General features: G+C 55.4%; 31 protein-coding genes and 2 pseudogenes. 14 read left to right on the top strand and 19 right to left on the bottom strand.

Annotated features, from left to right (window positions below):
* Positions 1–9: 9 nt before the first annotated feature.
* The 3 genes from JCM25143_RS06970 to JCM25143_RS17630 are packed head-to-tail and all read left to right on the top strand — an operon-like array spanning position 10 to position 2,685.
* A complete protein-coding gene (locus tag JCM25143_RS06970) occupies positions 10–432 on the top strand; it encodes a hypothetical protein (RefSeq protein ID WP_025860494.1) in 423 nt (140 codons plus the stop codon).
* A 1-nt stretch (position 433) separates the two neighbouring features.
* On the top strand, positions 434–610 hold the full coding sequence (locus JCM25143_RS22295) for a hypothetical protein (protein WP_159101603.1): 177 nt from the start codon (positions 434–436) through the stop codon (positions 608–610).
* Between the two features lie 11 nt (positions 611–621).
* Positions 622–2,685 (top strand): type IV secretory system conjugative DNA transfer family protein, encoded by a 2,064-nt coding sequence (locus JCM25143_RS17630; RefSeq protein WP_148300037.1) that lies wholly within the window; start codon positions 622–624, stop codon positions 2,683–2,685.
* Positions 2,686–2,784: 99 nt separating this feature from the next.
* Here JCM25143_RS17630 and JCM25143_RS22290 read toward each other — a convergent pair whose 3' ends face one another.
* Positions 2,785–2,946: a hypothetical protein gene (locus JCM25143_RS22290; RefSeq protein ID WP_159101602.1), complete on the bottom strand. Its 162-nt coding sequence runs from the start codon at positions 2,944–2,946 to the stop codon at positions 2,785–2,787.
* Between the two features lie 325 nt (positions 2,947–3,271).
* Between JCM25143_RS22290 and vapB the strand changes: the two genes are divergently transcribed.
* Positions 3,272–3,508 carry a type II toxin-antitoxin system VapB family antitoxin gene (vapB, locus tag JCM25143_RS06955; protein WP_456303595.1) on the top strand — a complete coding sequence of 79 codons (237 nt, stop codon included), beginning with the start codon at positions 3,272–3,274 and terminating at the stop codon, positions 3,506–3,508.
* Positions 3,508–3,912 carry a type II toxin-antitoxin system tRNA(fMet)-specific endonuclease VapC gene (gene vapC, locus JCM25143_RS06950; protein ID WP_025860492.1) on the top strand — a complete coding sequence of 135 codons (405 nt, stop codon included), beginning with the start codon at positions 3,508–3,510 and terminating at the stop codon, positions 3,910–3,912. The genes vapB and vapC overlap by 1 nt, the downstream gene beginning before the upstream one ends.
* A gap of 576 nt (positions 3,913–4,488) precedes the next feature.
* Here the strand turns inward: vapC and JCM25143_RS06940 are convergent.
* On the bottom strand, positions 4,489–5,049 hold the full coding sequence (locus JCM25143_RS06940; RefSeq protein WP_148300036.1) for a hypothetical protein: 561 nt from the start codon (positions 5,047–5,049) through the stop codon (positions 4,489–4,491).
* Between the two features lie 223 nt (positions 5,050–5,272).
* Positions 5,273–5,998, bottom strand: a complete 726-nt coding sequence (locus tag JCM25143_RS06935) for a helix-turn-helix transcriptional regulator (RefSeq protein WP_035370643.1) — start codon at positions 5,996–5,998, stop codon at positions 5,273–5,275.
* A gap of 20 nt (positions 5,999–6,018) precedes the next feature.
* Here JCM25143_RS06935 and JCM25143_RS06930 point away from each other — a divergent pair, with 20 nt between their 5' ends.
* On the top strand, positions 6,019–6,465 hold the full coding sequence (locus JCM25143_RS06930) for a VOC family protein (protein WP_234395064.1): 447 nt from the start codon (positions 6,019–6,021) through the stop codon (positions 6,463–6,465).
* Positions 6,466–6,636: 171 nt separating this feature from the next.
* Here the strand turns inward: JCM25143_RS06930 and JCM25143_RS06925 are convergent, their stop codons facing one another.
* The 3 genes and pseudogenes from JCM25143_RS06925 to JCM25143_RS06915 form a co-directional block, all read right to left on the bottom strand.
* On the bottom strand, positions 6,637–7,899 hold the full coding sequence (locus tag JCM25143_RS06925; RefSeq protein ID WP_025860487.1) for a cation:proton antiporter: 1,263 nt from the start codon (positions 7,897–7,899) through the stop codon (positions 6,637–6,639).
* Positions 7,900–8,030: 131 nt separating this feature from the next.
* The gene (locus JCM25143_RS06920; RefSeq protein WP_003618711.1) at positions 8,031–8,324 is read right to left on the bottom strand and encodes a type II toxin-antitoxin system RelE family toxin; all 294 of its coding nucleotides are present in this window, start codon (positions 8,322–8,324) and stop codon (positions 8,031–8,033) included.
* Positions 8,321–8,579 (bottom strand): annotated as a pseudogene (locus JCM25143_RS06915) (type II toxin-antitoxin system RelB/DinJ family antitoxin). Before JCM25143_RS06915 ends, JCM25143_RS06920 begins: the two are co-directional and overlap by 4 nt.
* A gap of 245 nt (positions 8,580–8,824) precedes the next feature.
* Here JCM25143_RS06915 and JCM25143_RS06905 point away from each other — a divergent pair.
* Both JCM25143_RS06905 and JCM25143_RS06900 read left to right on the top strand, forming a co-directional pair.
* Positions 8,825–9,391, top strand: a complete 567-nt coding sequence (locus JCM25143_RS06905) for a hypothetical protein (RefSeq protein ID WP_025860485.1) — start codon at positions 8,825–8,827, stop codon at positions 9,389–9,391.
* 283 nt (positions 9,392–9,674) lie between these two features.
* The gene (locus JCM25143_RS06900; RefSeq protein WP_159101601.1) at positions 9,675–10,454 is read left to right on the top strand and encodes an FRG domain-containing protein; all 780 of its coding nucleotides are present in this window, start codon (positions 9,675–9,677) and stop codon (positions 10,452–10,454) included.
* Positions 10,455–11,244: 790 nt separating this feature from the next.
* Here JCM25143_RS06900 and JCM25143_RS06890 read toward each other — a convergent pair.
* Together JCM25143_RS06890 and JCM25143_RS06885 are read right to left on the bottom strand one after the other, a co-directional pair.
* Positions 11,245–12,132 carry an MBL fold metallo-hydrolase gene (locus JCM25143_RS06890; protein WP_025860482.1) on the bottom strand — a complete coding sequence of 296 codons (888 nt, stop codon included), beginning with the start codon at positions 12,130–12,132 and terminating at the stop codon, positions 11,245–11,247.
* Between the two features lie 52 nt (positions 12,133–12,184).
* Complete coding sequence (locus JCM25143_RS06885; RefSeq protein ID WP_025860481.1) at positions 12,185–12,517, bottom strand: YciI family protein; 333 nt, start codon at positions 12,515–12,517, stop codon at positions 12,185–12,187.
* Between the two features lie 136 nt (positions 12,518–12,653).
* On the opposite strand from JCM25143_RS06885, the gene JCM25143_RS21385 reads away from it, so the two are divergent.
* Together JCM25143_RS21385 and JCM25143_RS24700 are read left to right on the top strand one after the other, a co-directional pair.
* Positions 12,654–13,295: a LysR family transcriptional regulator gene (locus JCM25143_RS21385; protein WP_267879923.1), complete on the top strand. Its 642-nt coding sequence runs from the start codon at positions 12,654–12,656 to the stop codon at positions 13,293–13,295.
* Positions 13,241–13,525: a LysR substrate-binding domain-containing protein gene (locus JCM25143_RS24700; protein WP_369347363.1), complete on the top strand. Its 285-nt coding sequence runs from the start codon at positions 13,241–13,243 to the stop codon at positions 13,523–13,525. The genes JCM25143_RS21385 and JCM25143_RS24700 overlap by 55 nt, the downstream gene beginning before the upstream one ends.
* A 58-nt stretch (positions 13,526–13,583) precedes the next feature.
* Here the strand turns inward: JCM25143_RS24700 and JCM25143_RS06870 are convergent, their stop codons facing one another.
* Positions 13,584–14,342 (bottom strand): SDR family oxidoreductase, encoded by a 759-nt coding sequence (locus JCM25143_RS06870; protein WP_035370637.1) that lies wholly within the window; start codon positions 14,340–14,342, stop codon positions 13,584–13,586.
* Positions 14,343–14,479: 137 nt separating this feature from the next.
* Here JCM25143_RS06870 and JCM25143_RS06865 point away from each other — a divergent pair, with 137 nt between their 5' ends.
* A complete protein-coding gene (locus tag JCM25143_RS06865; RefSeq protein WP_025860478.1) occupies positions 14,480–15,394 on the top strand; it encodes a helix-turn-helix domain-containing protein in 915 nt (304 codons plus the stop codon).
* A 19-nt stretch (positions 15,395–15,413) separates the two neighbouring features.
* On the opposite strand, the gene JCM25143_RS17625 is transcribed toward JCM25143_RS06865, so the two are convergent.
* The gene (locus tag JCM25143_RS17625; protein WP_234395062.1) at positions 15,414–15,902 is read right to left on the bottom strand and encodes a DUF2938 family protein; all 489 of its coding nucleotides are present in this window, start codon (positions 15,900–15,902) and stop codon (positions 15,414–15,416) included.
* 96 nt (positions 15,903–15,998) lie between these two features.
* On the opposite strand from JCM25143_RS17625, the gene JCM25143_RS06855 reads away from it, so the two are divergent.
* A complete protein-coding gene (locus JCM25143_RS06855) occupies positions 15,999–16,451 on the top strand; it encodes an Rrf2 family transcriptional regulator (protein ID WP_081773500.1) in 453 nt (150 codons plus the stop codon).
* Between the two features lie 75 nt (positions 16,452–16,526).
* On the opposite strand, the gene JCM25143_RS20720 is transcribed toward JCM25143_RS06855, so the two are convergent.
* The 3 genes and pseudogenes from JCM25143_RS20720 to JCM25143_RS06845 all read right to left on the bottom strand — a co-directional run bounded on the left by JCM25143_RS20720 (position 16,527) and on the right by JCM25143_RS06845 (position 18,035).
* Complete coding sequence (locus JCM25143_RS20720) at positions 16,527–16,805, bottom strand: Rossmann-fold NAD(P)-binding domain-containing protein (protein WP_051543035.1); 279 nt, start codon at positions 16,803–16,805, stop codon at positions 16,527–16,529.
* Positions 16,806–16,812: 7 nt separating this feature from the next.
* Positions 16,813–16,968 (bottom strand): annotated as a pseudogene (locus tag JCM25143_RS20715) (transposase); the annotation flags it as partial.
* A 200-nt stretch (positions 16,969–17,168) separates the two neighbouring features.
* On the bottom strand, positions 17,169–18,035 hold the full coding sequence (locus tag JCM25143_RS06845) for an NAD(P)H-binding protein (RefSeq protein ID WP_035370634.1): 867 nt from the start codon (positions 18,033–18,035) through the stop codon (positions 17,169–17,171).
* 115 nt (positions 18,036–18,150) lie between these two features.
* Between JCM25143_RS06845 and JCM25143_RS06840 the strand changes: the two genes are divergently transcribed.
* Positions 18,151–18,513 (top strand): winged helix-turn-helix transcriptional regulator, encoded by a 363-nt coding sequence (locus JCM25143_RS06840; RefSeq protein ID WP_025860475.1) that lies wholly within the window; start codon positions 18,151–18,153, stop codon positions 18,511–18,513.
* A 327-nt stretch (positions 18,514–18,840) separates the two neighbouring features.
* Here the strand turns inward: JCM25143_RS06840 and JCM25143_RS06835 are convergent, their stop codons facing one another.
* The 6 genes from JCM25143_RS06835 to JCM25143_RS06815 all read right to left on the bottom strand — a co-directional run bounded on the left by JCM25143_RS06835 (position 18,841) and on the right by JCM25143_RS06815 (position 23,323).
* Positions 18,841–19,155: a hypothetical protein gene (locus JCM25143_RS06835; RefSeq protein ID WP_025860474.1), complete on the bottom strand. Its 315-nt coding sequence runs from the start codon at positions 19,153–19,155 to the stop codon at positions 18,841–18,843.
* A complete protein-coding gene (mobF, locus tag JCM25143_RS23730) occupies positions 19,148–21,853 on the bottom strand; it encodes a MobF family relaxase (RefSeq protein ID WP_051543032.1) in 2,706 nt (901 codons plus the stop codon). The genes JCM25143_RS06835 and mobF overlap by 8 nt, the downstream gene beginning before the upstream one ends.
* A 29-nt stretch (positions 21,854–21,882) precedes the next feature.
* On the bottom strand, positions 21,883–22,374 hold the full coding sequence (locus tag JCM25143_RS24695) for a relaxase domain-containing protein (RefSeq protein ID WP_051543027.1): 492 nt from the start codon (positions 22,372–22,374) through the stop codon (positions 21,883–21,885).
* Positions 22,371–22,631 carry a hypothetical protein gene (locus JCM25143_RS06825; protein WP_025860473.1) on the bottom strand — a complete coding sequence of 87 codons (261 nt, stop codon included), beginning with the start codon at positions 22,629–22,631 and terminating at the stop codon, positions 22,371–22,373. The genes JCM25143_RS24695 and JCM25143_RS06825 overlap by 4 nt, the downstream gene beginning before the upstream one ends.
* Positions 22,632–22,713: 82 nt before the next feature.
* Entirely contained in the window at positions 22,714–23,079 is a 366-nt protein-coding gene (locus tag JCM25143_RS06820; RefSeq protein ID WP_025860472.1) for a type II toxin-antitoxin system PemK/MazF family toxin, read from the bottom strand.
* Positions 23,066–23,323: a type II toxin-antitoxin system PrlF family antitoxin gene (locus tag JCM25143_RS06815; RefSeq protein WP_234395058.1), complete on the bottom strand. Its 258-nt coding sequence runs from the start codon at positions 23,321–23,323 to the stop codon at positions 23,066–23,068. Before JCM25143_RS06815 ends, JCM25143_RS06820 begins: the two co-directional genes overlap by 14 nt.
* Positions 23,324–23,620: 297 nt before the next feature.
* Here JCM25143_RS06815 and JCM25143_RS06810 point away from each other — a divergent pair.
* Positions 23,621–24,052 (top strand): hypothetical protein (locus JCM25143_RS06810; protein ID WP_025860470.1); only part of this gene is annotated, 432 nt, incomplete at its 3' end.

Genomic DNA, 24,052 nt, shown 5'->3' with positions numbered 1-24,052 from the left:
GAGCACACCATGGACATTTTTCTCTCACCGGGCGACAGCCCCCTGACCATCACACCGGGTGATACGACGCTGCATATCCGCGTGTCGCCCTGCGCGGATGCCGGCCACCAGAACCCGCCTCCGGCACTGCCTGTCATGGCGGCACCCGCTGATGAGCGGGGAAGCGTCATTCCTGCCCGTCCGCGCTGGACACGGACCGCCATGATGGGGCTGGGTGTTCTGGCCATGCTCGGCGCTGGACTTTACTCACGCATGAGCAGCTCTCCCGCATCGTCGCCCACGCCCCCGCATCTGGCCCTGCTCGCCCCGCCAGAGTTCCCGGCCCACGCGGTTATGCGGCCGCCCGCACAGTCACGCCCCCAACCCGAAGCAGCCCCGGCACAACCCGGCTCCGGCCCCTCTTCCCTCAATCAGGCCTTCGGACTGCACTGATATGGCCACTCTCAGACACCGCATTGACGGCCCGCAGGATCATCACGAACAAAGAGGTGGCATCGCCTATCGTGATACCCGCACCCTCGGCACCCGTATTTTCGAAGCCTCAGCACACCGCTTTCCGCCGCGCCATTCGTCGGGCTCGCGGGGCTGGCAATTGCCTGCCCTGCCCTGACAACCCTGCTTGTGCCGCCCGCACTCGCCTATACGGCCTTCGTGCTGACCCGACCGGTCATCATGCCCCTGCGCCTGCCGGCCAATTCGAAGCGCAAGGACTATGGCAATCCGGTGCCAGACCCCAAACGGGTCGGTGTGGACAAGCCCGACAAGGCCCGGGGCGACTGGCTGCTCGGCTGGGATGAGGTCAGCGGGCAGCAGATCTGGGTATCAGGCAGCGATATGACCACGCACGGTCTGCTGCCCGGAGCCACAGGCTCGGGCAAGACCGAGTCCATCTACAGCCTACTCGCCAGTGCGCTGGCGCAGGGAACCGGTTTCACCATCGTGGACGGCAAGGGGTCCAACAATCTCGTCTTCTCGCTTCAGGCGTTGCAGGAAAACTGGGGCGCTGCCGCGAACATGCGGGTTCTCAACTTCCAGGTGGCAAGTGGCGACAAGAAGTCACACACATGGAGCCCCTTCTCCACCGTCAACGCAGAAGGCATGGCTGAACTGCTCCGCACCCTGTTCCTGCCGGACAACAGCGGGGGTGGCGGTAACTCACAGCACTTCCGCAACCGCGCCGACGATCTGATCGGCGGCATGTCGCCGATCTTTGTCTGGATGCGCGATCATCTGGGTATTCCCGCAACAACCGCCACCATGCGCGTCAATTTCTCGAATATTCAGGTGTTGATCGAACTGGCCGGAAAGGAAGAAGACACGAACGCCAGCAGGAAATTCCAGTACTACAGCATGAGCACGCGCAAAATCGAAAGCGTGGCGCTGCCCGATGACTTCCCCGAAGAGCTGCTCATGCCCATTCGGTTCTACGTCCAGGAAACTGGCGGTTACACGCCTCAAGCCGGGGATGTCAGTTCACAGACCAAGGTTCTCGAACAGCACAGCTATGTTGTAGGCGGCTTCGGCAAGACCTTCACCATGATGACGACAACCTACGGGCACATCTTCAACTGTGATGTGCCAGATGTCGAACTGACCGATGTGATTTTCAACCGGCGCAATCTGATCGTATTGCTGCCCTCTCTGGAAAACGACCCCGCCACCAACGCCGCCATTGGCAAGACCTTCATCACCGCCCAGCGTTACGCGCTGTCCGCGGCTCTCGGGGCGTCGATCGAGGGCAATTATATTGACCTCGTGAAGTACCGGCCGTCTACCGCCCGCACGCCCTATCTGATGCTCTATGATGAGAGCAACTATTTCGCGACGCGCGGACTAGACGTCATAATGGCGCAGGGACGGGAGCTGAACATCTCGGTCTGGCTGTCGTTTCAGGAAGTCGGATCGCTTTATGCGACACTCGGCCGGGACTGGTCGGTCCCGCTGCTTGGCAACCCAAAACTCAAGATATTCATGCAGCTCGAAGATGCCGGCCCCACCCGCGAATGGGTGGAACAGGCCGGGGGCACCATGCAGGTCAGCGTCCTATCCGGCTATGAAAACACCGAGATCATCGGGGACTACACGACACAGGCCCGTGCGGACATCCGGGAAGTGAAACGCATCTCATGGAACGACATTCAGGCCCTCGGAAAGGGTCAGGCCATCATCATGTTCCGCGGCAAGCGTCTCTATACCCGCCTATTCTACGCCGGGGTCGAACCGAAGGGTACGAACCGGCTCTATGCCCCTCTGCCCGTCTCCCGCCGTGGCACCAGCCTGTCGGCCGCCAAAGCACTGTCCAACCCCGAGGATCAGGCCGTAGTCGATGCTCTCATCAAAGGCACGGATATCGTCAATCCCGAAAAGCTACCCGCACTGCCCGGCCCTATGGGAGAGATTTACAACCGCATGGCGGTCGTTCTGCAGAATCCCGACAACACGCACGATAGGGAGCTGCTTTTCGGAGACCCGCTACCACCCAGCGACTATGTGCCGTTCCGCGCCCTGTTTCGGGATATGGCAGAACCCGTCACCAGGCCAGCCACGGCATCGGGTGGGCTCATCAATCCGCATATCGACCGCACGCTGTTCGAAACCATGGTCCGCTTTGAAATGCGGGCCGGTGCGACAGAGGCAGATGCCCGCAAAAGCGTTGCGTCTGCACTCAATCAGGTCGCCGTTTAGGCGGCATGATTAAGGACTATACTAAACCAGCCTGCATCTCGTAGCGCTCACTCTGTTGGGTGCTACGTTAACCGTCTGGCTACAGTGACTTTCTGGAGCCTAATAGCGAATTCGCGGAAATGTCACGGAAAACCATGAAACAACGCCAAACACATCTGTAGGTATTAAAAGAAGCGTGCCAACGATGGGGTGTGCGAAGGCAACAACAATTGCCATAGCACCAAAAAAAAGCATGCCTAAGCCAGTTACAATCGCCAGCATCGGGATCCCTGAATTGTACATGACAGTTTCCATTTTCGAATTGTTAATTGTGAGATATCTTTTTAATTATAATAAAGTAATAAAAAATAAAGAATGATGTTTTGCGTTAAAACATCCGTTGTTTTTGCAGTTTTATCGATGAAACAACGATAAAAAAGAACTTTGGAATGATTTTCATGTTGTTTTTATCGGATGAAAACCACAATAACTAGAATCTGGAAATTTTTTAATCACGAATATTTAATCTCGGGCTGCCTCACATAATCCGAATTGAAAGTTCTTGATACTCGCCCACCGGGCGTATATTCACAATGGATATACAAATATGGAGGATGCCATGCTGACCCGCACAACACTGTTCCTTTCGAACCGCTCTCAGGCCGTTCGTCTCCCCAAAGCTGTCGCCTTCGACAGCACCCTGAAAGACGTGGTGATCATCCCAGACGGTGCACGCAGAATTATCGCCCCGGCCGATGCCACGTGGGATGATTTTTTCACAGCACCTGGCACTGACCTGCCAGAGCGTATCCAGCCCGGCATGCAGGAGCGCGAAAGCTTCTGATGTTACGTTATCTGCTGGATACAAACTTCTGCATTCGTGTTCTACGTGACCGGCCTCAAGGTCTGCGTGAGCAGTTCAATAATCACGCTGAGGCACTCTGCATCTCAGATGTCGTATTATACGAACTGCTCTACGGTGCCGAGAAAGCCCAGAACCCGCCTAAAACCCGCCGTGAAGTCGAGCACTTTGCCGCGCGCCTGTGTGTCCTGCCATTCGATGACGCCGCAGCCGCGCACACCGCCGAGATCAGAGCCGATCTCGAACGGCGCGGCTGCACGATCGGTCCCTATGATCTGATGATCGCCGGCCACGCACGGAGCCGAGGCCTTATTGTCGTAACCGGGAACCTGCGCGAGTTTACCAGAGTGAACGGCCTGCGCTGTGAGGACTGGACGGCCGATTAGGGGGGGAACCGGCTGGTCCGCTTTACAGAACAAAAGCTTCGAGGGCGGACATCTTCGGCAACTCTGGCGCGGTTCAATCTGCCGCCCATGCGCCTGTCTAATGCTCATTCAGAATCTCGATGATCTGATCCTGCGTGAAATGTAATCTCACCATTGCCTGTCTCCGGTTGGACAGACCTTACGCAAAAACGAGGGCAGTCCAGGGACTGGGTCAAGCAGGCTTTCTGCTCCGTCAATCTCCGATCGGAAAGAGATACGCATCGCAGAATGCCGTGTCGCTCTTGGACACGACAAAAGTGCAATCTTCGCACTTGTCATCGGCTGGGTGCCACTGCACTCCGTGCTCCCTGTATGGAGCAACCAGAGGTGCCTTTCTGGTTGCCATTATGGCCGGAGAGAGTGGTCGAAAAATCTTTTTGCGCAGTAGCTCGGCTTCAACGCCATGCTTGCGCGAGAGCCTCAGCACAACCTCATCTACCGGGACTACGAGATTTCTTTGCAAGGCAGCGATGATTCCATCAAAGAGAATTTTCACACATTTGGCGGGATTTTTGGGCGGGGTCGGGCAGGATAGAGCTACGTGGATGCCAAACCGTCCGGGTAGCAAGCCGGTCGAGAGAAGCTCACCGTTGACTGCTGCCCACCAGATATCGAAGACGCTGCGAAAGCCAGGATATGCAAAACGTAGGTGAACCATGCGTTCGCGGGTGGCGTGGGCGTATCGATTAGCATGTATCGCAAGGTATGACTGAAGGCCGTATCTTCGCGATTAGATCTGTCGCGTCGCGCCCTGATGCCGTTGATGGCACATTTGTTGAAGGAGGCCGTCTCGATGTTGTAAATAACTACGTTCTCAACATCGAAATAACCTTCGACGTTCGAAGAGTAGACGCCTTCGATGATCTGATCGCCACGAGGTCTGATCATTTGCAGCGCTCCCCTAAGCGCCTTGCGAGCCTCGTCCATAACGGTGTGTCTTGAGGAATGGGGCATCCGCATTTTGCTGCGGAGCGTCACATGGTCAGAGCAGCTTTCGAGAGCCCATATTTTTAAGCTGTCATGATCATTCAACTGGCTATCTTCCGCCTTCGGTGTGAGCCGCCCCGATATTGACGGAGACCAATCTTCGCGCGGCATGTTGCTACATCCTCTACTGAGAAAAACTATACCGCGTTCTGACGTCTGAAAAAGGCGTATCCCGCTTGTCTGCCTCATATTCCTTGAGCAGATAGGCCGCGCAGGGTGGGAAAGCGAGATGTCCGTTATTCGTGCTTGAACGTAAAATAGCAGACGTTCCTACTCGTCTAAAATATGTGTCGAGCGATGTTAATGCCCTCAACTGCCAGGACTGAGGAAACGATCAACCGGTTTCAGTCATAATTTTAGCGAGTGCCGTTATGCGTTGCGCTTTCCAGCGTTGAAGCAGTCGGGAGCGAGACTCACCTATCTTCTCATCCAGAATTTCTACCGCGTGTATCCGGTCCGTACGAAAGTGACGAAACCCCTGCCTCAACTCGCACCAAGCGATCAACATGCACGTGATGTCCGAATAACCGAGAACGACTGGCCATACTGTACGCTCGGTGAGCTCGCCTTGTTGATCCCGATAATGCAGGCGTAACTTCATTCCTGCACGAATGGCCGCTCGAAGGCTCGCTCTGTCATCTTTGCCTTGTGGTGCATCGAGAGGCAGCTTTGTCACTGTGCTTGGAATGCTGATAAACGGCTGCAAGGCCGGGGGGACAACCGCTGTAACCTTGGTGAGTACGTCCAATGCGGCGCGTGACAGTTCCTTTTCGCCATGGGCCGCCACCCACTGTGCTCCCAGAACGATTGCTTCAAGCTCAGCCGGAAGCAGGGCAAGAGGTGGCATGTCATATCCAGCCCCCAAAATGTACCCAACGCCTGCTTCCCCTGAAATGGGTACGCGCTGCCCGATCAAATGTGCGACGTCGCGATAAATCGTGCGGATGGAGACTTCCAGCTCCTCGGACAGCATCCTCGCCGTAACGGGTCGAGACGACCGGCGCAGGATCTGGATGATCTGAAAAAGGCGATCGGTGCTACGCAAAGGTTCTGCAATCATGCTGACAGGATGCTGTCAGCATGATTGTGCCAAAAGGCGGGGAACACAACCTGCATAGGAACTTACCGATGACATTCGCCTCTATCCGTCTCATTGCCGCCGACATCACTACGATGGTTGCTTTTTATGAGCTGGTGACAGGACACTCTGCCGAATGGCTTGCGTCTCAGTTTGCCGAAATCGTAACCTCTGGTGCGAGAATTGCGATCGGTAGTACCGAGACAGTGGCGCTGTTCATGGAAGGAAGTGCTGAGCCAGGCGCCAATCGTACGGCCATCCTTGAATTCAGGGTCGAGGACGTGGACGCTGAATTCACGCGTCTGAAAGGCAAGGTGGACATTGTGATTGAGCCCAAGACGCTACCTTGGGGTAACCGCACGCTCCAGTTCCGCGACCCCGAGGGGACTATCATTAGCTTGTTCACACCTGTAACCGAAGCCGCCCGCGTCCGTTTCGGGAGCCTGTGAAAAATTACGGTAGACGCTGATGGTAATTCTTTGGAGCTGTACAGCACTGGACACTTGCGGATACCGAGCGACGAAGGCTAAGCGGAATATCGGCTATCTGTTGAAAAACATGATGGTTCAGCCATTACTGTCCTCCATGCGGCGCTGCCCTTCAAATAAATAAGAGCCGCATTATTGAGGTCCAAGCGTAGAGGACGGATAAAGTCTGCGGGCAACCCGCTCCATGGTTAGCCCCTGCACGATGATCGTAAACACCACCACCCCGTAACAGACAGGCAGTAGCAGCTCGCGCAAGTCTCCGGGCGGCAATCCAAGTGCCAGTGAAACCGAGATGCCGCCACGCAGACCGCCCCAGGTCAGGATACCAAGAACACGCCCTCGTTCCCATTGCCTGAGATGAACCGGAAGCGTTGAAAACAGCACGCTTAATGTCCGCACGGCAATGGATAGCGGTATCACGGCCAGGGTCGCCAGCACCGTAAACAGATGCGGCGTGACCTCAAGGATTTCAAAGCCGATCAGCATGAACAGCAGGACGTTTAGTACCTCGTCAATGAGTGTCCATGCGACGTCGAGTTCCTTTCGGGATGCCTCATCAAAAACGGAATGGCTATAATTTGTACCAAAACACAGTCCTGCTACGACGACGGCAATCGCACCCGACATGCCAAGCTGATTGGCAATGCTGAAGGTTCCGGTCGCCAGAGCCAACGACGTCAGCAGATCGATATGCGGATCTCGCTGTCCCTTAAGCACACGGAGCGCAATCCATCCGGTCAGTGCGCCCAGCAGACCGCCACCAATCGCCTCGCGGCAAAAGCTCAGAGCAATCTCGGAGGCGGTCACTCCCAGACTGTCCCCGGTCGCCAGTCCAATCGTGACGCCGAAAATCACCACGCCCACGCCGTCATTGAACAGGCTCTCCCCTGCGAAAACGGCCTGAAGGGGGGCCGGTAGTCCTAGACGTTTCAGCATGCCGACAACCGAAACAGGATCAGTTGGCGCAAGGATGGCCCCAAGGACGATGCACCACGTGAAAGGAACGGCATGACCCAAAAGCGGGAAGACGTACCATGCCGCGATCGCCAGAAAGGCAACAGCTAGAACGGTTCCCAGCACAGACAGAGCAGTCACGGAGGCAAGTTTTGCTCGCAGATGTCCGACATCCACCTGCGTGGCTCCTGCAAACAGAAGCAGGGACAGCGCGCCATTCAGGAGGGCCGTGGGAAGATTGATGGCTCCAAGAACAGATCGTGGGAGAGCCTGAAGGTCATAGGCCGGTATCAACGGATTCAGGATCATGACCAGCAGGGAAGCCAGCAATGAGAAGACCAGCACGCCGATCGTCACAGGCAGGCGAAACGTGTGATGATTGAGAATGCTGAACCCTGCCGAGAGGGTCAGAAGCAGAGCGAGGAGGTTGATGGTATCCATGCCTTCACCGCTGGCTGCTCCTGTCCATTACGTCAAGAAAAACCGGCAATGGTCCGCTTTCCGGAAGCCCAAACGGCTCCGCTTATGACCGAAATGAGAGGCGGGAGCTGACTTTCTACCAGATAGTAAATTCACTCTGTCCGTTTCGATGCTAATTCATAAATCTCATTATCGGCTCTACGGCCAACGGCAATTACATAGATGACGATCCGTTCGTCGATGACCTGATAAACAAGGCGGTAACCATCTTTCAGAAGCTTGATCTTATAAAACCCTGATAGGTCGCGATGTAGTTCATTTCCTGGAGAGTGAGGGTTCCAGATCAGCTTTTCTAGCTTCTTTTCAAATTTCTTACGCACGCTGCCGTCAAGAGCATCCCACTCTCTGAGCGCTCTGTCGTCGAATTCAAGACAATACTCTTTCATTCGCGATGACGGCTCTTAAGCTCCGCAAAAGTCATACGATGCTTTTGGGCAGGGTTTTTGAGACGTTCGCGCACAATCTCAATCAGCTGCGCATCCTCGTCTGTGACAAGCGTGCGCTTGACCGGAGAGCGGCCCGTTTCAGCAATATATGCGAGAGTATCGCGCAGTGCGTCAGACAGTGAAATGCCTTGAGCGGACAGCTTCTCAACAGCAGCTGCCTTCAATGTTTCATCTACGGAATGTGACAGCAGACATACTCAGCCTCCTTACGTGCATGTACATACGTATCACATTCGTTCATACAAAAGAAGTGCAAGATGGCCGATGCTGATGTCTGCATTCGGGAAACCAGATCGGTTACAGAAACGGCAGAAAAGAGGCGTATGCTGCCTGTCTGCTTCATATTCCGTGAGCGGACAGGCAGCATAGGGGGAACGCAGAATGACCGCTCTGGAACTGCAACAGGTGGCAAGCTGCCGTCCTTGTGGCAATAATGACCTATGGCCGATGCTGTAGAATCTGGAGTACCTTTCCCGAGCGATGTCGCAGGGCCCATTGATGAGTGGTCGGAAGCCGTCTACGCGGCCCTTCACACTTGGGATATTGCCCGCGACGGTGAATGGACGCGCTGGGAGCCCGGCTATCTTTTGCTCACGATCAAGCGCGTCGATGGCCGCGAGATAGAACCTGTCGTGCTTTATACTGCTGACGAAGAGTTGACAGTCAGTTTCGGATACTGGGTGACACACGATCCAGCCCCATACGAGCTTTGGGACGCTGAAGCAGATGTTATCGCAGAATATGCCAAGTTGCTCGTCACGCAATGGCTGAATGGAGAGATACGCACAGCCGTTGTTACCGACGCGAACGGCAAATGGTGCGGGACCACTACGATTGAGCAGGGAGAACTTGGGCCTCAGTTGGAGGCCGCTGCGCGATGGGTGCGTGGTTCCCGTCCGGAGCAGGTGGAAGTTCGCACACCAGCAAAAAGCGACTGGAAGATTTACCCTGTGGATCCAAATTGGCTAAAACTGCCTGTGCTCTCGCCCGATCCGCTTCCGGGATAGAAATACGTCATAGTCTGCTTGGAGGCGACTGCCGCTTGTCTGCCCCTGCATCACTGTGCCGTCTGTCTGCCAGGGGGGAAACGGACTGGCCGTTTACAGCACCAGTTTTGCCAAAGCCGCTACAAACAACGTCTGCCTCTAAGGCAGGTAATTGGGTGGAATTTGTATCGCTCCTCGTTGTCTACCCGTCCGCGACCTGCAACAATGTTCGCAGGGGGGCATCTTGAGATCAATAACACCGAAAATAACCGCCGAGTTAAAGGAGCACGTGGGATCGGAGGCAGTGGCGAAAGCACCGCCATTTCCGATCGAGAGCTTTCGCGGCCTTGTAGAGCACATCGCCAGGCTATCTTACCTGAACCCGGACCACCTGCTCTTCTATCGCGGACAGAACTCTGACTTCCTCAACAAAGCAGGTTCTACCACCATCTATCCCGGCCTTTATCGCAGCGAGAACACCTCGAAGGACGAGTTACGACACCGTTTTACCCTTCTGGACCAAGCCGGAAAGGAGTTGGTCAAACGATGGGCCGAGAGCAAGCTCGACGGCCTGCGCGATATCCGGCAGAAAACATATGTTCAATGGAGCATTCTCCAGCACTACAGCGTTCTGGAAACCCCTCTGCTGGATATTACGCACTCCCTGCGAGTTGCTTGCTCTTTTGCCCAGCACGATGCCACCGCGGATCGCAGCATCGTCTATGTCTTGGCCATGCCTCAAGTCACTAACCGCATTTCCATCAATTCCGAAGATGACCTTGTGAATGTCAGGCTTCTCAGCATTTGCCCGCCGTCGGCGCTTCGTCCACATTTCCAAGAGGGGTTCCTCACTGGTACTACCGATGTCACTTGGGACTTCGACAACAAGACCGAGCTTGATTTCAGAAACCGGTTGATCGCAAAATTTTCTATACCTTCCGGCACCAAATTCTGGGGACGCGGATTTAACAGCATTCCCCAAGAATCCCTCTATCCTAACAATGACCGGGTCTCGGCGATTTGCGACGGTCTGAGGGAAAGCCTGAAGACCGAACTCCAAGCCGGTGATCTGGCGAATTCATGAAGGCCTGGACCGACCTAGAGAAGTTTATCCTTTCTGAAGCTAAAGTAGCTTCAAATCGTGGCATCTCCAGTCGAAACCTTTCGCTCAAGGAATCTATAGATTTGTTAGTAAATCTCGGCACGATCAGCGTCGACGTAGCCGAAGAGCTGCAGTCATTGAGGCAGTATCGGAATGTGATCGTCCACTCGCCGTCCCAGGTGGAACCGTCGTCGACCACAAAGTCAATCCTTTTGGCGCGGCAGTTACTGGCACGTTTGCATTCCAGAAGGCCGACGCCGCTATAGACGGCCTGCACGTGTTAGACCTCGTTAAGCGGCAAGCGGACCACATGGGTAGGCCGGAACTCCAGTCAGGAATGTCTGCATTTGGGAAACCAAAATTAGACAGCTAATAGCAACAATGAGGGTGGCAGCAGACCCTTGCGTTGATAAAAACGCGATTGCGTTTTGTAACCTAATTAAGGGCTTTTTTCGTATCAATAAGGAAGATTCGCATAATTAAGGGTATCAATAACGTGCTGAAATGTCAGAATATTGACTAACATAATTAAGGAATTTCGACATCGAAAAATGTCGAAATTCCTTAATTAGGAGAATCCCAGTTTCCGTGCAGATCAACCCCACAAAAGTGTCCTTATTCAGGTTACAAGGGCCCCTTAATTAGGTTAAAACAAGCCCGTTCTCGGCCGGACTTGTTTCATTACGAGAATTCACTCCATGTCCACCTTGTGGGGAAAGCGGAATGTCCGCAATGGAATAGAACGAGGTGAACAGCGGACATAATGGCAGCCCTAGAGGAAAGACCAACCCCTTTCCTGGTCGGATGTCATCACTCTTCCAGCCGATGTTATCGGAAAATGCGATGTGAATAATGCCGCGTTATGTTCGAGAGCATAATTCAAAGCCCATTTGCGCGATATGATGGCTATCTGAGGATCTGCATCAAAAACGGCACTCCACTCCGGAATACACACCTGAATGGGGTGATGCATGACATCACCCGTGAAGAGCGCACGCTCCATACCTGATTTCAGCACAAGAGACGCGTGATGGGGCGTATGCCCAGGTGTGGGGTGAAAGGAAATTCCTTCAAGAACTTCGGATCCGTCTACGTCAATCTGATCCGCAAGATCCGCCGAGATAATCGGATCAACGCTATCAATGCGTGTCATGAAACTGGTTTTATTACGGGCACTATCATGAGCTGGATTGCTGAAAAAATCATATTCGGCTCTAGAAAAGACATATCGGGCATTCGGGAAGGTCGGAACCCAGATGCCATTTTGCAGGCGTGTGTTCCACCCGACATGATCGACATGCAGATGGGTGAGAAGAACAAAATCGATATCTTCTGGCCGGACGCCAGCGCGCATCAGATTTTCAAGCCACACGGTCTGCAAGTGATCGAAATACAGAGCAGCAGGTCGAGCCTTGCTATTCCCGGCCCCCGTATCCACAAGCATGTTCCGACCGCGATCCTTGATGAGCCAGCTATGAACGCTCAAAAGAGCTTTCGTTTCTGAAGCATCCAGCGTTTCAGACAGATCAGGATAGACCTGAAGTGCCGTTGCATCATCCCAGTCAGGAAGCAACTGTTCTGGAGTGAGTGCTGCCAGCGTCAGATCCTGTATTTTTAGTATGCGGGCATCTCCTACAGCATACCACTGAAGATCGTTCATAATCCCAAGGCTCTCTTTTCGTTTTTATTTCTTAAAAAACACAGCGCTGTCGTCATGAAGGGAAAAGAGATTTCAATTCTTGCGGGAGTTTGCCTGTTGCATGGTTTGACAGGCACCCGAATAGTGGGTCCCATTCTTCAATGCGCAGATCACAAATCAAACCTTCGGATGCAAAGGGATCACCGGCAATCATCGCGTCAATCTCTTGCCGATTGGCGCCTTTCATAATCAGAAAGCCGGAGCGCAATGAGGTCCCTTTCAACGGACCGGAGGCCAGCAGGCTGCCTTCCTGAATAAGGCGCCTGAGATACAACACGTGTGCTGCGACATGCTGTCCCCATCCCTCGCCGTCAGGGTGGTCCATGCGCACAAGATAAACAGGCATTTCGAAAGTCTCCACCAGAACTGGACTTGCCAATCACTCGAAGCTTTCAGCATATTCATCTTTTTCGCTGAATAAATTGTCGATATGATACATCAGTCACAACTGAGGATGATGAATGCTTGACCGGTTAACCAGCATGAAGATTTTTATCAAGGTCGTGGAATTAGGGTCCTTTGCTGCGGCCTCCCAGTATCTGACTTTGTCGCCGCAGATGGTCGCCAAGCATATAGAGGCTCTGGAGCATCACCTTGGTGCTCGCCTGTTGCATCGAACGACACGTCGGCAAAGTCTAACTGAAACAGGACGCCTCTATTGCGAGCAATGTCGGCTTGTTCTGCAGGCTGCTGAACGAGCTGACAGTCTGGCAGCCAATACGCTTGGCACACCCCGCGGCACATTATCTGTCAGTGTACCCGTCACTTTCGGGCGAACAGTATTCCTGCCATTTGTTCGTAATTTTCAAAAAAGATACCCAGAAATTCAAGTCCATTTATCACTGACAGACCAACTGATTCACCCCACAATGGACGGTCATGAGGCTGTGATCCGAATTGGTGAACTTGAGACGGACCTTACAGTGGTCAGTCGTCCTTTGACGGCCTATCGTCGGGTCATCTGCGCAGCTCAAACCTATCTGGAAAAACACGGTTTTCCAGGGCAGCCCGAAGATCTGATGCGCCACGAGTGTCTCGTGTATGAAAATTCCGGCGGTCCTGTAACGACCTGGCACTTTTCTCAAGCAGCGTTACGCGGCCAGTCACCGTCTCCGGGCGGATAATCAGTAATGATTCAAGTGTTCTGCATTCTGCAGCACTCGCTGGCGATGGCATTCTGCTGGGTTACGAGCAGGCCCTGCTTACAGATATTAAAAGCAAACGGCTTGTCCGGCTTATGCCGAGGTGGACAGTTCCGGACAGACCCATGCACCTGCTCTATAACGCAGGTCCTGTTATGACACCAAAGCTGCGGGTCTTTGTGACCGAGCTTCAAGAGGCTTTCCAGCCTTAAGCCTCTTTTCGACGGTAGGGTGCCTGCCTCCTAAGCTCAGTTGGCGATCAGTTTCTGTTCACCATCCCTGTTCAGTCGGAAGAACAAACAATTCTGCAACATCCATACGTACAGGTGATTTCAGAGCAAAAAGAATACTGTCTGCTATGTCCTCGCCTTCGAGAAAGGTTATGGACGCTGCAAGATCATCCATCTGTTTGCGGTAATCAGCATCTGTAATGTGGTCATAAAGCTCTGATTTTACGGCTCCCGGCTGAATGCAGGTAACGCGGATATTATGCTTTGGTCCGATCTCCATTCTGAGGCCGTCTGAAAACGCTGTTACCGCAGCCTTGGTGGCGCAGTAAACGGCGAGACCCGTAAAGACTTTCCGGCCTGCAATCGAGGACATGTTGAAAATATGGCCCGCATGCTGTGCGATCATCTGCGGAAGAACGGCTGCCGTTGCATTAAGAACACCAGATATATTGACGTCCACCATCTGCTGCCATTCGTCCACTTTCAGGCTGTCAACGCTGGATAGGGGCATCAGGCCCGCATTGTTGACCAGAACATCAATCCTTCCAAATTGGGCGATCAAGCTCTTTGCCGCTTCTTGACACGAGACAAGATCAGTAACGTCCGTCACCAGAGGAATGGCTCGACCGCCAGCCTTGGTAATTTCACTAACAAGCGTCTCCAGGCGATCATGACGACGTGCCGCCAGGCCGACTGTCATTCCTTCTGCTGCAAGTTTGCGCGCTGTTGCCGCACCAATGCCACTGGATGCTCCGGTCACCAGAGCAATTTTTCCTGCAATATTCACAATCTTCTCCACACGACGAGCCTTCAATCGGCCTTAATTGTCGAAGGAGGTGTAAATTATGCCAGAAGATATCTCGCATGGCTTCTTGCTGAAACTATTGTAATTTTGCGCTATAGATAGTCGCGCAAAGAATTGAGAGAGTGTAGCAGATGGTTTTGTCCTGCCTTCCTTCTCGGCGTGCTGCCAGTTTGACACTGGAGCAACGTCTCCCCGGGAAGAAAGTCGCGCAAAGTAAAGGGGATGTCTGGAAGGATGTTGACGTCCAGATATTCACTCGCCCGGTACAAAAAGACGAAATTCTTGTACCTGCCGTCGCAGAACCCCTGCTTGTTTGGGTTATCCGCGGAGAAGCAAATGTCGAAGAGCGTGAACTGGCAGGGACTTGGCAGCAGAGCAAGGCAAGAGCAGGAACATTTTACCTCACGCAGACGGACACACCCTATCTGATGCGTTGGCAGGGCAAGGAAGACACTTGTTTTGAGGTGTTGCATCTCTATCTTGGACTTGAGCTTGTCGATCGAGCTGCCATGTCATTAAATCTGAATTCATCCCGTATTCGAATGTGGGATGTTTCGGGCGGGGAAGATGCTTTCATATCAGGAATTTTGAGTGGTCTGATAGCTGAAATGCAATCTTCCGTTATTGCAAATCCCTTATTTGTAAATGGCCTTCTGGAAAGTCTGACAGTTCATCTTTTAAGACAGTATGCTGATACCAAGGCTAAGATAAAGCTACGATCCACTCTCTTGCCCACATGGAAACTGCGTAAAGTTCTTGATCATATGGAAGCACATCTGGCTGAACCATTTGATTTGGATTGTCTCGCTGCTTTGTGTGGCATGAGCCGTTTTCACTTCAGTCGCTCATTCCGTACAACCACGGGACAACCCCCCTCTGGTTGGTTCATGCAGCGCCGCGTCCAGAAAGCATCAAAAATGCTTCGTAAGACCAATCTTTCCATTATCGAGATTGCCTTGGAGATCGGATACAACAATCCAAGTCACTTTGCTCAGGTCTTCCGCAGAGTGACAGGTGTCAGTCCTCGTAATTATAGAAAACTGTAATCACTCTATGAATAAGGTTTCAGAAAAGACCTTGGTAAAAAAGTTCACCTAAATACAGTCCAATTCCGAAGACCGCATGAGCGCTGATACTGAGAAATAGTCCTTTTCCAGGATTGGGAGCCCTAAGCCCAAAAAAACCGCCGCCCAGAGCAGGTTTCATAAACAGAAAAGGGGCTAAAAGGGTAACAAGTCCGAAGAGCAAACCATTTAACAATGTGGGGACTGTCTTTGCTATAACCACCACAACACTGAGGTACAGTGCGGCATAAGCAGCACCAATCAGATAATGAAATGCCCAGCCAACAGGTGCTTCTCCTTTCAGAGAGGGTCTTTTTCCAATCATTGGGTCATAGATTCTGCCGTCGCGCCACCCTATGACCCAGCGCCCCGTGACGGGCCAGTTGGCTGCAGGAATTCCAGTCAATGGTTTCTGGCTTGTTGCCAGATATCGGATACAGCAGTCGCCACGACGCCGACGGTCAGAATTTCGAGCAAATTCATACAGCATGTCCTCGAAGTAAGAGTGTTCGCACACACTTTCATGTCACTTTTCGAGTTTCATGATATACTCACGAAACCGCACTCTAGCAACACATGAAGTTACATGAGACAAGATAACAGATTATCCTGTGTGCTCCACGTACTCCTGCACATGGCAGAAGCAGGTGGCCCCATGACGTCAGAAGCCCTGGCTCGCGCCCTTAACACTAACCCCGTGGTTGTGCGACGTCTTATGGGCGGTCTGCGTGAGCATGGATATGTACACTCCGAAAAAGGACATGGCGGCGGGTGGACGCTTTCATGCCAGTTGGATCAGGTAACGCTGCGGGATATTTATGAGGCTCTTGATGCCCCAAGATTATTCGCCATAGGGAACCGGAGTGTGGAGACTGAGTGCCTTGTCGAAGAAGCCGTTAACCACGCCATGAGTGGCGTCCTGGCCGATGTTAAGGCCCAACTTCTCGCGCGTTTTGGCCAGATTACACTTGCAGCACTTCATGCTGACTTCCATCAGAGGCTAGCAGAACGGCATGCTCCGGCCACGCTCTGCAAGTAAACCAAGGGGCGAATGGCTAGCATTGATGCAGAGCTTGTGTCTCCCGGAATTCAGATGTCGCAAACAGTGAGTGGTTTAAGCTACATGACGTTGCTGGCGTTTTAGCCAGGTCATGACGTCGGTTACTTCAATGCCCTGTAAAGCGTTGAAAGTCTGTTTCTTGTCCCATGCCACGCCAGTATCGCGTGCGAACGCAAGACGATATTTCCGTATTCCGTCATCAGGGTGTGCGGCGACTTCTGCGCGTAGCCTATCCATATCCCACAGTTCCCGAATGACAGGGCGGCCAAGATAGTGCTCCATCTTTTCGGCGAGTTGAGCGTAGGAAAACGTATCCCCGGCAACGTAAACCACCTCATGCTTTCGGGGCGTCTTTCCACTGAAGACCGTTGCGGATCACATAAACTATCCCGCTCAGAACACGCCGGTCATCCACGCATGGCACTCTATGCGCCAGAGAAAAAAACGGCTCAATCCGTTCCATCTGGCTCTCAGACAGCAAAGACATGTCACTCACAGCATCACCGCCGTCGGTAAGCCAGTGAATCACAACGTCTCGCTCAATTCAATGAATTAACAGGTCCTGAGCCTAAGGCTGGCACGCCCGCCCAAGCGATATAAACCCTCGTATCGCGCTTGAGTGCACCGCGTTAGGCTTGCACCGGTGGTGCGGGGCCTTCGTCGACTGGCGCAGCAAAGCACCCAGCAAGTGCGGGGCTACGACTGCCCCAGTCCTCCGGCGGTACTCGCCAGAATCTCGGCCAGGGAACATGGCGTGCCTCCGGTCAAACGCACAATGTCACCGCTGACGATGTCGTAGGCGCCACGTGCCTGCCGCGTCTTCATCGATACCACGGCATCGGCAACAAACTCAGGCAGACCCGTTTTGAGCAACCCGGCTCGCAATACCTCGGGGGGCATCACGTTCAAGGCAAACGGCCGATGAATGTGCTGCGCGACCAGCCTGCACACCGCTTTACCGCGCAGGGTTTCAGGGCCTGTCAGCTGATATATGGCGCCCTCGTGGCCCTCGCTGGTCAATGCGGCGGCGGCAGCTTTGGCCACGTCGCCGCGCGAAACGAAACTGACGCGGCTGTCATCAAGCGCCGCAAGCCCGCCTGCCGTTAAAGACATCCGCACCTCTTCGACCAGCGTCTCGGAAAAATAGCTCATACGCAGTATCGTCCATGCGGGGATCGCGCTCTTAATCAACGCCTGCTCACTGTGCCAATACGCCGCGCCAACGGCGGACTCCCCCTCACGCTGCGTCCCGGTTGCCGACAACAGGAAGACGTGACCGACCTGGGCCTGTGCAGCGGCATCCACGGCTGCCAACATCTGGCGCGAACGAATCCCCGGCCGCAGATCAGCCCCTGGAATCAACAGCAGGCGATCCAAGCCCTGATAGGCCGCCACCAATGTCTCGGATTGGTTGTAGTCGCCCAAGCGACCTGAGTAGGTTCGATCGGTCTTGGGGGTGCGCGAAATCGCCACCATATTTTCGGCCGCAACCGTTTCCGCCAACGCCTGAACAACTGCGTTACCGAGCTGACCGCTGGCACCGCTCACACCTATTTTCATCATCAGATTCCATGGTTATTTATGGTTCTTTAGGTTAAATTTGTTCCTAGTGGCTAACAAGTACGCATGAATTCATGCGTCAAGAACACCCAGGTTCCTGTCGCCCCAAGGAGTAGCAATGGAAAATGTAGAAGCTGAATGTCGCGGCCTAGCAGAGGTGATTGCACGCATTGGCGACAAGTGGACGGTCATGGTCTGTGGCCATCTCTCAGAAGGCACCCATCGTTTCAATGCGTTGAAGAACCGCATCCCCGGCATCTCGCACCGGATGCTGACCATCACCCTGCGCGGGCTCGAACGCGATGGACTGGTGGCTCGCAAAGCCTATGCTACCGTCCCGCCGAAGGTTGAGTACTGTCTGACCCCATTGGGGCAAAGCCTGACAGAACCTCTGGCAGCCCTAGCAAGTTGGGCACGCGAGAACCGGCCCGCCCTTGAACAGGCCCGCGCCGCATTTGATCGTCGTGCCGCGCAGGACTGAACTGGCGTTGAGGTGTGATGAAGCGCCCCGTCAATCAGCGGGGCATGCGGGGCATCATTCCATCAAGTAGCGCCACTTCACCATGCACTCGCCCAACTGTTTATCCCAAGATGACGGTTCATTCTGCTGCAGTATAATTACCAATATGCGCAGCATCGTCAGGCACATGAACGGAAATTAGCTGGCAGACAGGAACAGCGGGGATGGCATACGCGAGTATGTCGGACTTGCCACGAGCATATTTCCGGTTTTGGAAATTCTTTATGGCGCCTTGTATGTCGAGGATGAAGGCAAAAGCCGACAAACAATTGTCGGCTTTTCCAGCTCTTACCCAACCCAGCCATGTACCCCTTTCCATGCCTCATTCAACAGCCTCCCGGCAACAGCCCGGTCTGACGCGGAGCCTTCCAGTGCCGGGTGTCGCAGAACAGCGTAGTAGATCTCGCGCATGTCCTCTGTAGTCGCGTCATCACGCATCCATCCGCAGGCCCGCAGCTGATTGATGACCTGACGGCTCAATTCGGCATGCCTGACCCGGAACGCTTCATAAGCCTCCTGAGTGTCCAGCTGCTCCGCCTCCCGTTCCACATGAATGAGGGGCAGCGCCCGTGCGACGATTTCTTCCACCAGCGGGTTACTCATGACCAACTCCCATATCATTTGAAGGCCTCACCACACGGCCTGTAGACCTGTTTGGCGTCGACGTCTGTGCCCTGCCCTGAAACAGATCCTTTTCAGCGCCCCTCTGCGCGACAAGCCTGTTGGCCCGCTCCGCCGCATCCTGCGCGATCAGCGCCTGACGCCGGAGATTCCGGCCCAGATCGTCCCATCGCTCAGTGGGGATTTTGCGCAGCAACACCGATGTCGCCCGGCTGCGTGCGCGTTCCCCTGGCTGTAGCTCATCCTCCTCAATCTCTTCCCGGTCCCGCTCACGACGGATCCACTCGATCTGGCCCTGCCGGATCTTCATTTCCTCGCCCGTCAGGTCAATGGCGACAGACTTGTAAGGATGCTTACCCATGTCACCCGCGACACGGTTCAGCAGATCCTCATACGTCACAGGCGTCTTGTCGCCCAGCGGTCGGGAAAACGTCTCCGCTTCCCGTACAGATGCTTCTCCCACCATTGTCCATGACGCGTGGACATGCCGACTTTCCGCGACATAGGCCGTAAATCCCGTCATCGACGAACTCCCCCGTGGCAGCGCATTGATATGCTCGTCTGATGTCGCCCCCTGTGCAGCGTCAATCGTCATCGCATGTCCAAAGCCCAGCGCAATGCGGCCCGTCTGCCGATCCGCCAGAGAGTCCCACGGTACCATGCCCTCTGTGCCAGCGCGGTTCCTGAGGATCAGGCCCTTCTCCGTCCAGCCCAGCACATCGACAAAATCACCATTCGATCCCAGTTCCAGCCATCGTGACCCGTAGCTGCGCTGGGCGCGACACCGCACCTTGCTGAAAAGCCTCAGCCGGTCACCAACCGCAATCGGCAGGTCATAGGTCTCACCCCGTTGATCGATGGCCGCACGGACGATCTCCTCTTTCCCGAGTTCCCCGCGTTCACGCAGCCGCTCACGCACGGCCATGCTGAGCGCCATGACGTCCTCATTCGTGGGAGCGGACATCGTAATGCCGCGCTTGCTCCCGGCCGCACGGAGCATGTCGCGGCGCTTGAGATAAAACTCCGCAATCTGTGCGACAACCTGCGCGTGGTCGCCCCCGACCAGGCTGAATGTCCCATCTGCCCGCTTGAGGTCTATCGCCTTACGGGCGCGCTGCGCGTCCTCAGCGTTCTGCTCTTCCTCCGATTTCGTCATGTCGCGGCCCGTTCCACGAAACAGACCCGCGATCATCCGGCCGCGCTCGGTTTTCTGACGGATCGTGCTCAACAGCTCAAACCGCACACCCGCAGGCACCGAACGCATCATCAGCTCCACGCTATCGCCCGCTTCGATGGCCTGCGCCTGCTCACGGTCCGCGATGATCCTCATGGAAAAGCCCACCTCCTTTTGCAACCGCAGGAGCTTGAGCATCTGGATCGGTGCGATCTGACTTCCCTCGTCAATGATGAGAACAGAGTTCGGGGCAATCGCCAGTCGTCCCGCCTCAATCTCGCGCAAAAGCGGGGACAGTGCGACCGTACGCTCCACTCCGGCATCCTTGAGCGCATCCGCCTGTCGCCAGGCCATAGCCGTACCGATAACCTGTCGCCCTTCCTCCTTCCAGGCTGTGACCAGAGGCGACAGGAGCGCCGTCTTCCCTGCCCCCGCCGCTCCAGTCAGAAACCCAAGTCGCCCCGAAAGCCCAAGGCCATAAATGGCCGCAAGCTGGGCGCGGCCGTGATCCGGCTCGCGGTCAAAATCCAGACCAGACGCCTCAATCGCCTTTTGCAGGGCCTCGCGCGACAACGCCCCGTCCGCATCGCGAGCCGCCAGCGCCACCAGTTCAGAGAACTCTTTTTCAACGCTGATCTGGAACTTGGAGGTCACGCGCTCACGCCCATGCAGCGTTTCCACGACAAGCGGGGTCTGTTCCCCTTCCAGCACAACGCCCCGCTGCAGAATCATGTCACGAACATGATCCATGTCGCCAGCCTCTTGGATCCCCGCCGCAATCAGGCCGTGAGCCGCGTGCATCCTGAGCACGTCCAGATCGAGAACCGCACTGCTCTTGAAGTCTTCCGCAACCAGCCGGGCCGCAATCGCGTAGGCTTCCTCAAACCGCTCAGCATCGGTCTTCGTCGCATACACCGTATCCGTCAGCGCGGTCGTGTGCTTCCAGCCCAGTTCTTCAGCCTGCTCCCGCCAGATCTCGCGGTCGTTGCTGCCGGTATATTTCTTCGCCCTGTAGGCCAGATTGGCCTGATGCAGAACCTTGAATTTCTGGTCAGCCGACATCGTCTTCCAGTCGCCACCCTGTCGTGCGACAAACGCCTTGGCCTGTTTTTCGGCCTGCTTGCTCCGCTTGGAAAACGCCTCGCAGACCTCCTTGGGGATGTCGTCAATGACGATCGCCCGGCCTCGGGCATCCATGCTGACCTTGATCCCCAGCTCGCGGAGCAACTGGGCAAGCTGTGCCTGAAAATACGCCCCGAAGATATGGGGCATCGTCTTCGTGATCCGGGCTGAATCCAGAGAGCCGACATGCCCGTCCGCTGTGGCCACCATGTTCAGCAGGATGTTGTGGATATGGGCCTGGGGATCACCCGGCACAGGAATTTCGACCGACGCCGTCGGGCCTGACGCCCCATCCTGAATCTGCATGGCGGGTCGGGCCGCGTAATGTCGGAAGGACACCCAACCGACCTCGCCCTGCTCCTCGACATGCACGCCATTCACCATCCGCCGCGCCCAGCCCAGTTCCGCCGCTATCAGTCTGAGTGCCGATCATTCGCCGTATGGATGGCGTGCCAGATCAGCGCCTGCTCGGCCTTCGTGGACGCGAACTCGGCCGCAAGTGTCACAGACTTGTCCGGCGACGCCGTGAAGTCGAACCCCGAGATCGAGCGCTTGCGGCCACCCGCCTTTCGGCCCGCCTGTCTGGCCGTCTTGTCGCCCTCAATGTCGTGCCATTCCTCGCCAGTATCGGCCCGCTTGGCTTCAAACAGGTTACAGAGGGCCTCATCAGACGGCGGGGCCGTCAGATCAATGCCCAGGGCGCGGGCTGCGAGCGGGCCAATGCCAGGCCCCCAGTCGCCACGCCCTTCGCGGCCGGTGTAGTAGTTGTTAAGGCGTCCGCCCTTCTCCTGGCCGCTATCCGGCGACACCTCTGCTCCCGGCGCTGCATCCATCTGATGCTCACGCAGATAGGCCATGATGAGCTTCCCCGCCCCATCGGCGGAGAGTTTGCGGAACGTCATCATGGCGTGGCGTCCATTTTGGCAACCAGCACCTGAACCACGGATTGCATCTCAACCGTGGCCTGTGTCTGGAGTGCGATCGTCTCCGCCAACGCCTCCAGCGCTTTGGCAAGCCGGTTGCCCTCATCGTCCTCAGGGGGCGTCAGGAGCCCGATGATCGTGGCAATACCCTTTGTCGTCTGCTCCGCCTGCGTCTGCAGAAGCATCAGAATTTTCGTGTGTGCCTGCTGCGTGTCGCGCATCTGCGCCATCTCGGACATCTGTCTTCTCTCCGTGGTTAAACGGAGAACAGACTCGCACAGATGGTTGTGACGCCTGTTCGCGCCGCCTCACCGGCGCGCGCTACTGCCCGGGCGGGCAGCCGTCGCGCAATGCCGACGACAACACCGCCACGACCTGCATGACCGCCTCCCGATATGCGGCTGGCAGAGTGCCGATCCTCTGGGCATCGGCGGCTTCGATCGTCGCGATTTTCGCCGTGCGAACCATCGACGGAGAGGGAAGACCGGCCGCCCTGAAATCGGTGATGTCGATATCGAGCGCCCACCGCCTGTGGGCGGACGACGTGACCATCAGCACCCAGAGCAGATCGGGAGCCCCGGCAGACTGCACCACCCGCACGACAAGGGCCGGTCGATGCTGACGGACAGGACGGTTTGTATAGGGGAACGGAACCTTGATCAGGTCCCAGACCTCAAAGCCCGGCATAGGCCTGCTGATCCGCGACAGAGTTCCATTCGCTGAATGTCGCGAAGGGATCATCCTGCTCCGGTGTCGCCGAAACCCGGGTCAGGACGACCTGCCCGTTCTCCACGACATAACCAATCTCGTCACCGGGCTGCAGGCCCAATGCCTTACGGACAGACTGCGGAATGGTCGTCTGCGACTTGCTTGTGAGGCGGCTTCTGATCATGCCCGCAATGTAAGGAATTCCCTTACGCTCCGCAAGCATTCTGTCACCAGCACGACATCCATCCTCCCCGTACAACTCCATCAGGTGCAACGGGCAAAGGCACGCGACACGCCTTCAGCCCGATCAGCGACTGCTCTTTAACCGATAGGCTGACGCGCCGCAGGCGCGGCAAACGGGACGTTTGCATTTGTATATGGAGAAAGTTTGTGGTGGTGGTTTTGCTCTGGCGTTTGTCTGGCGGAGCACTGGCGATTAACTGGCGATAGTCAGTCTGTCTAACGGCACTTGTCTGGCGGAATGGCGGGTGCTAAAGAGGACTGGAGAGGAGAAGCGCCGATGACGACACATGCCCTGCCAGTGCCTGATCTGATGCTGTCAGAGATGACTGATGGTTGGTTCCGCTCAGCGGCGTTTCTATGGATGAAGGCCAACCACGACACGCTGGTGCAGGCACTGGGCAAGAAACGTATCTCATGGGAACGGGTCTGCGACTGGTTTGCCCAACTCGGACTAACGGATCGAAGCGGGAAAACACCGACCCAACGGAACGCGCGCGAAACGTGGTACACAGTCAGAAAAGTCGTCGCTCGCGAAAAAGCAGCACAAGAAGCGACACGCCTTGAGACCCTGCGTCTCGAAGCGGAACGCGAGAGCGAAAAAGCGGCCATTCAGGCGGAAATCCGCCAGCGCCGCGAGGCGGAAGCCGCCGAGCAGGCCGCCCTACGCGACAGGATGGAAAAGACCGAACGGGCGGCGGCATGGCGACGC

The organism is Acetobacter papayae JCM 25143 (assembly GCF_000613285.1).
Taxonomy (GTDB): domain Bacteria; phylum Pseudomonadota; class Alphaproteobacteria; order Acetobacterales; family Acetobacteraceae; genus Acetobacter; species Acetobacter papayae.
Note: the sequence above shows the minus strand (reverse complement) of the source record. Positions and strands in the feature narration are given on the sequence as shown.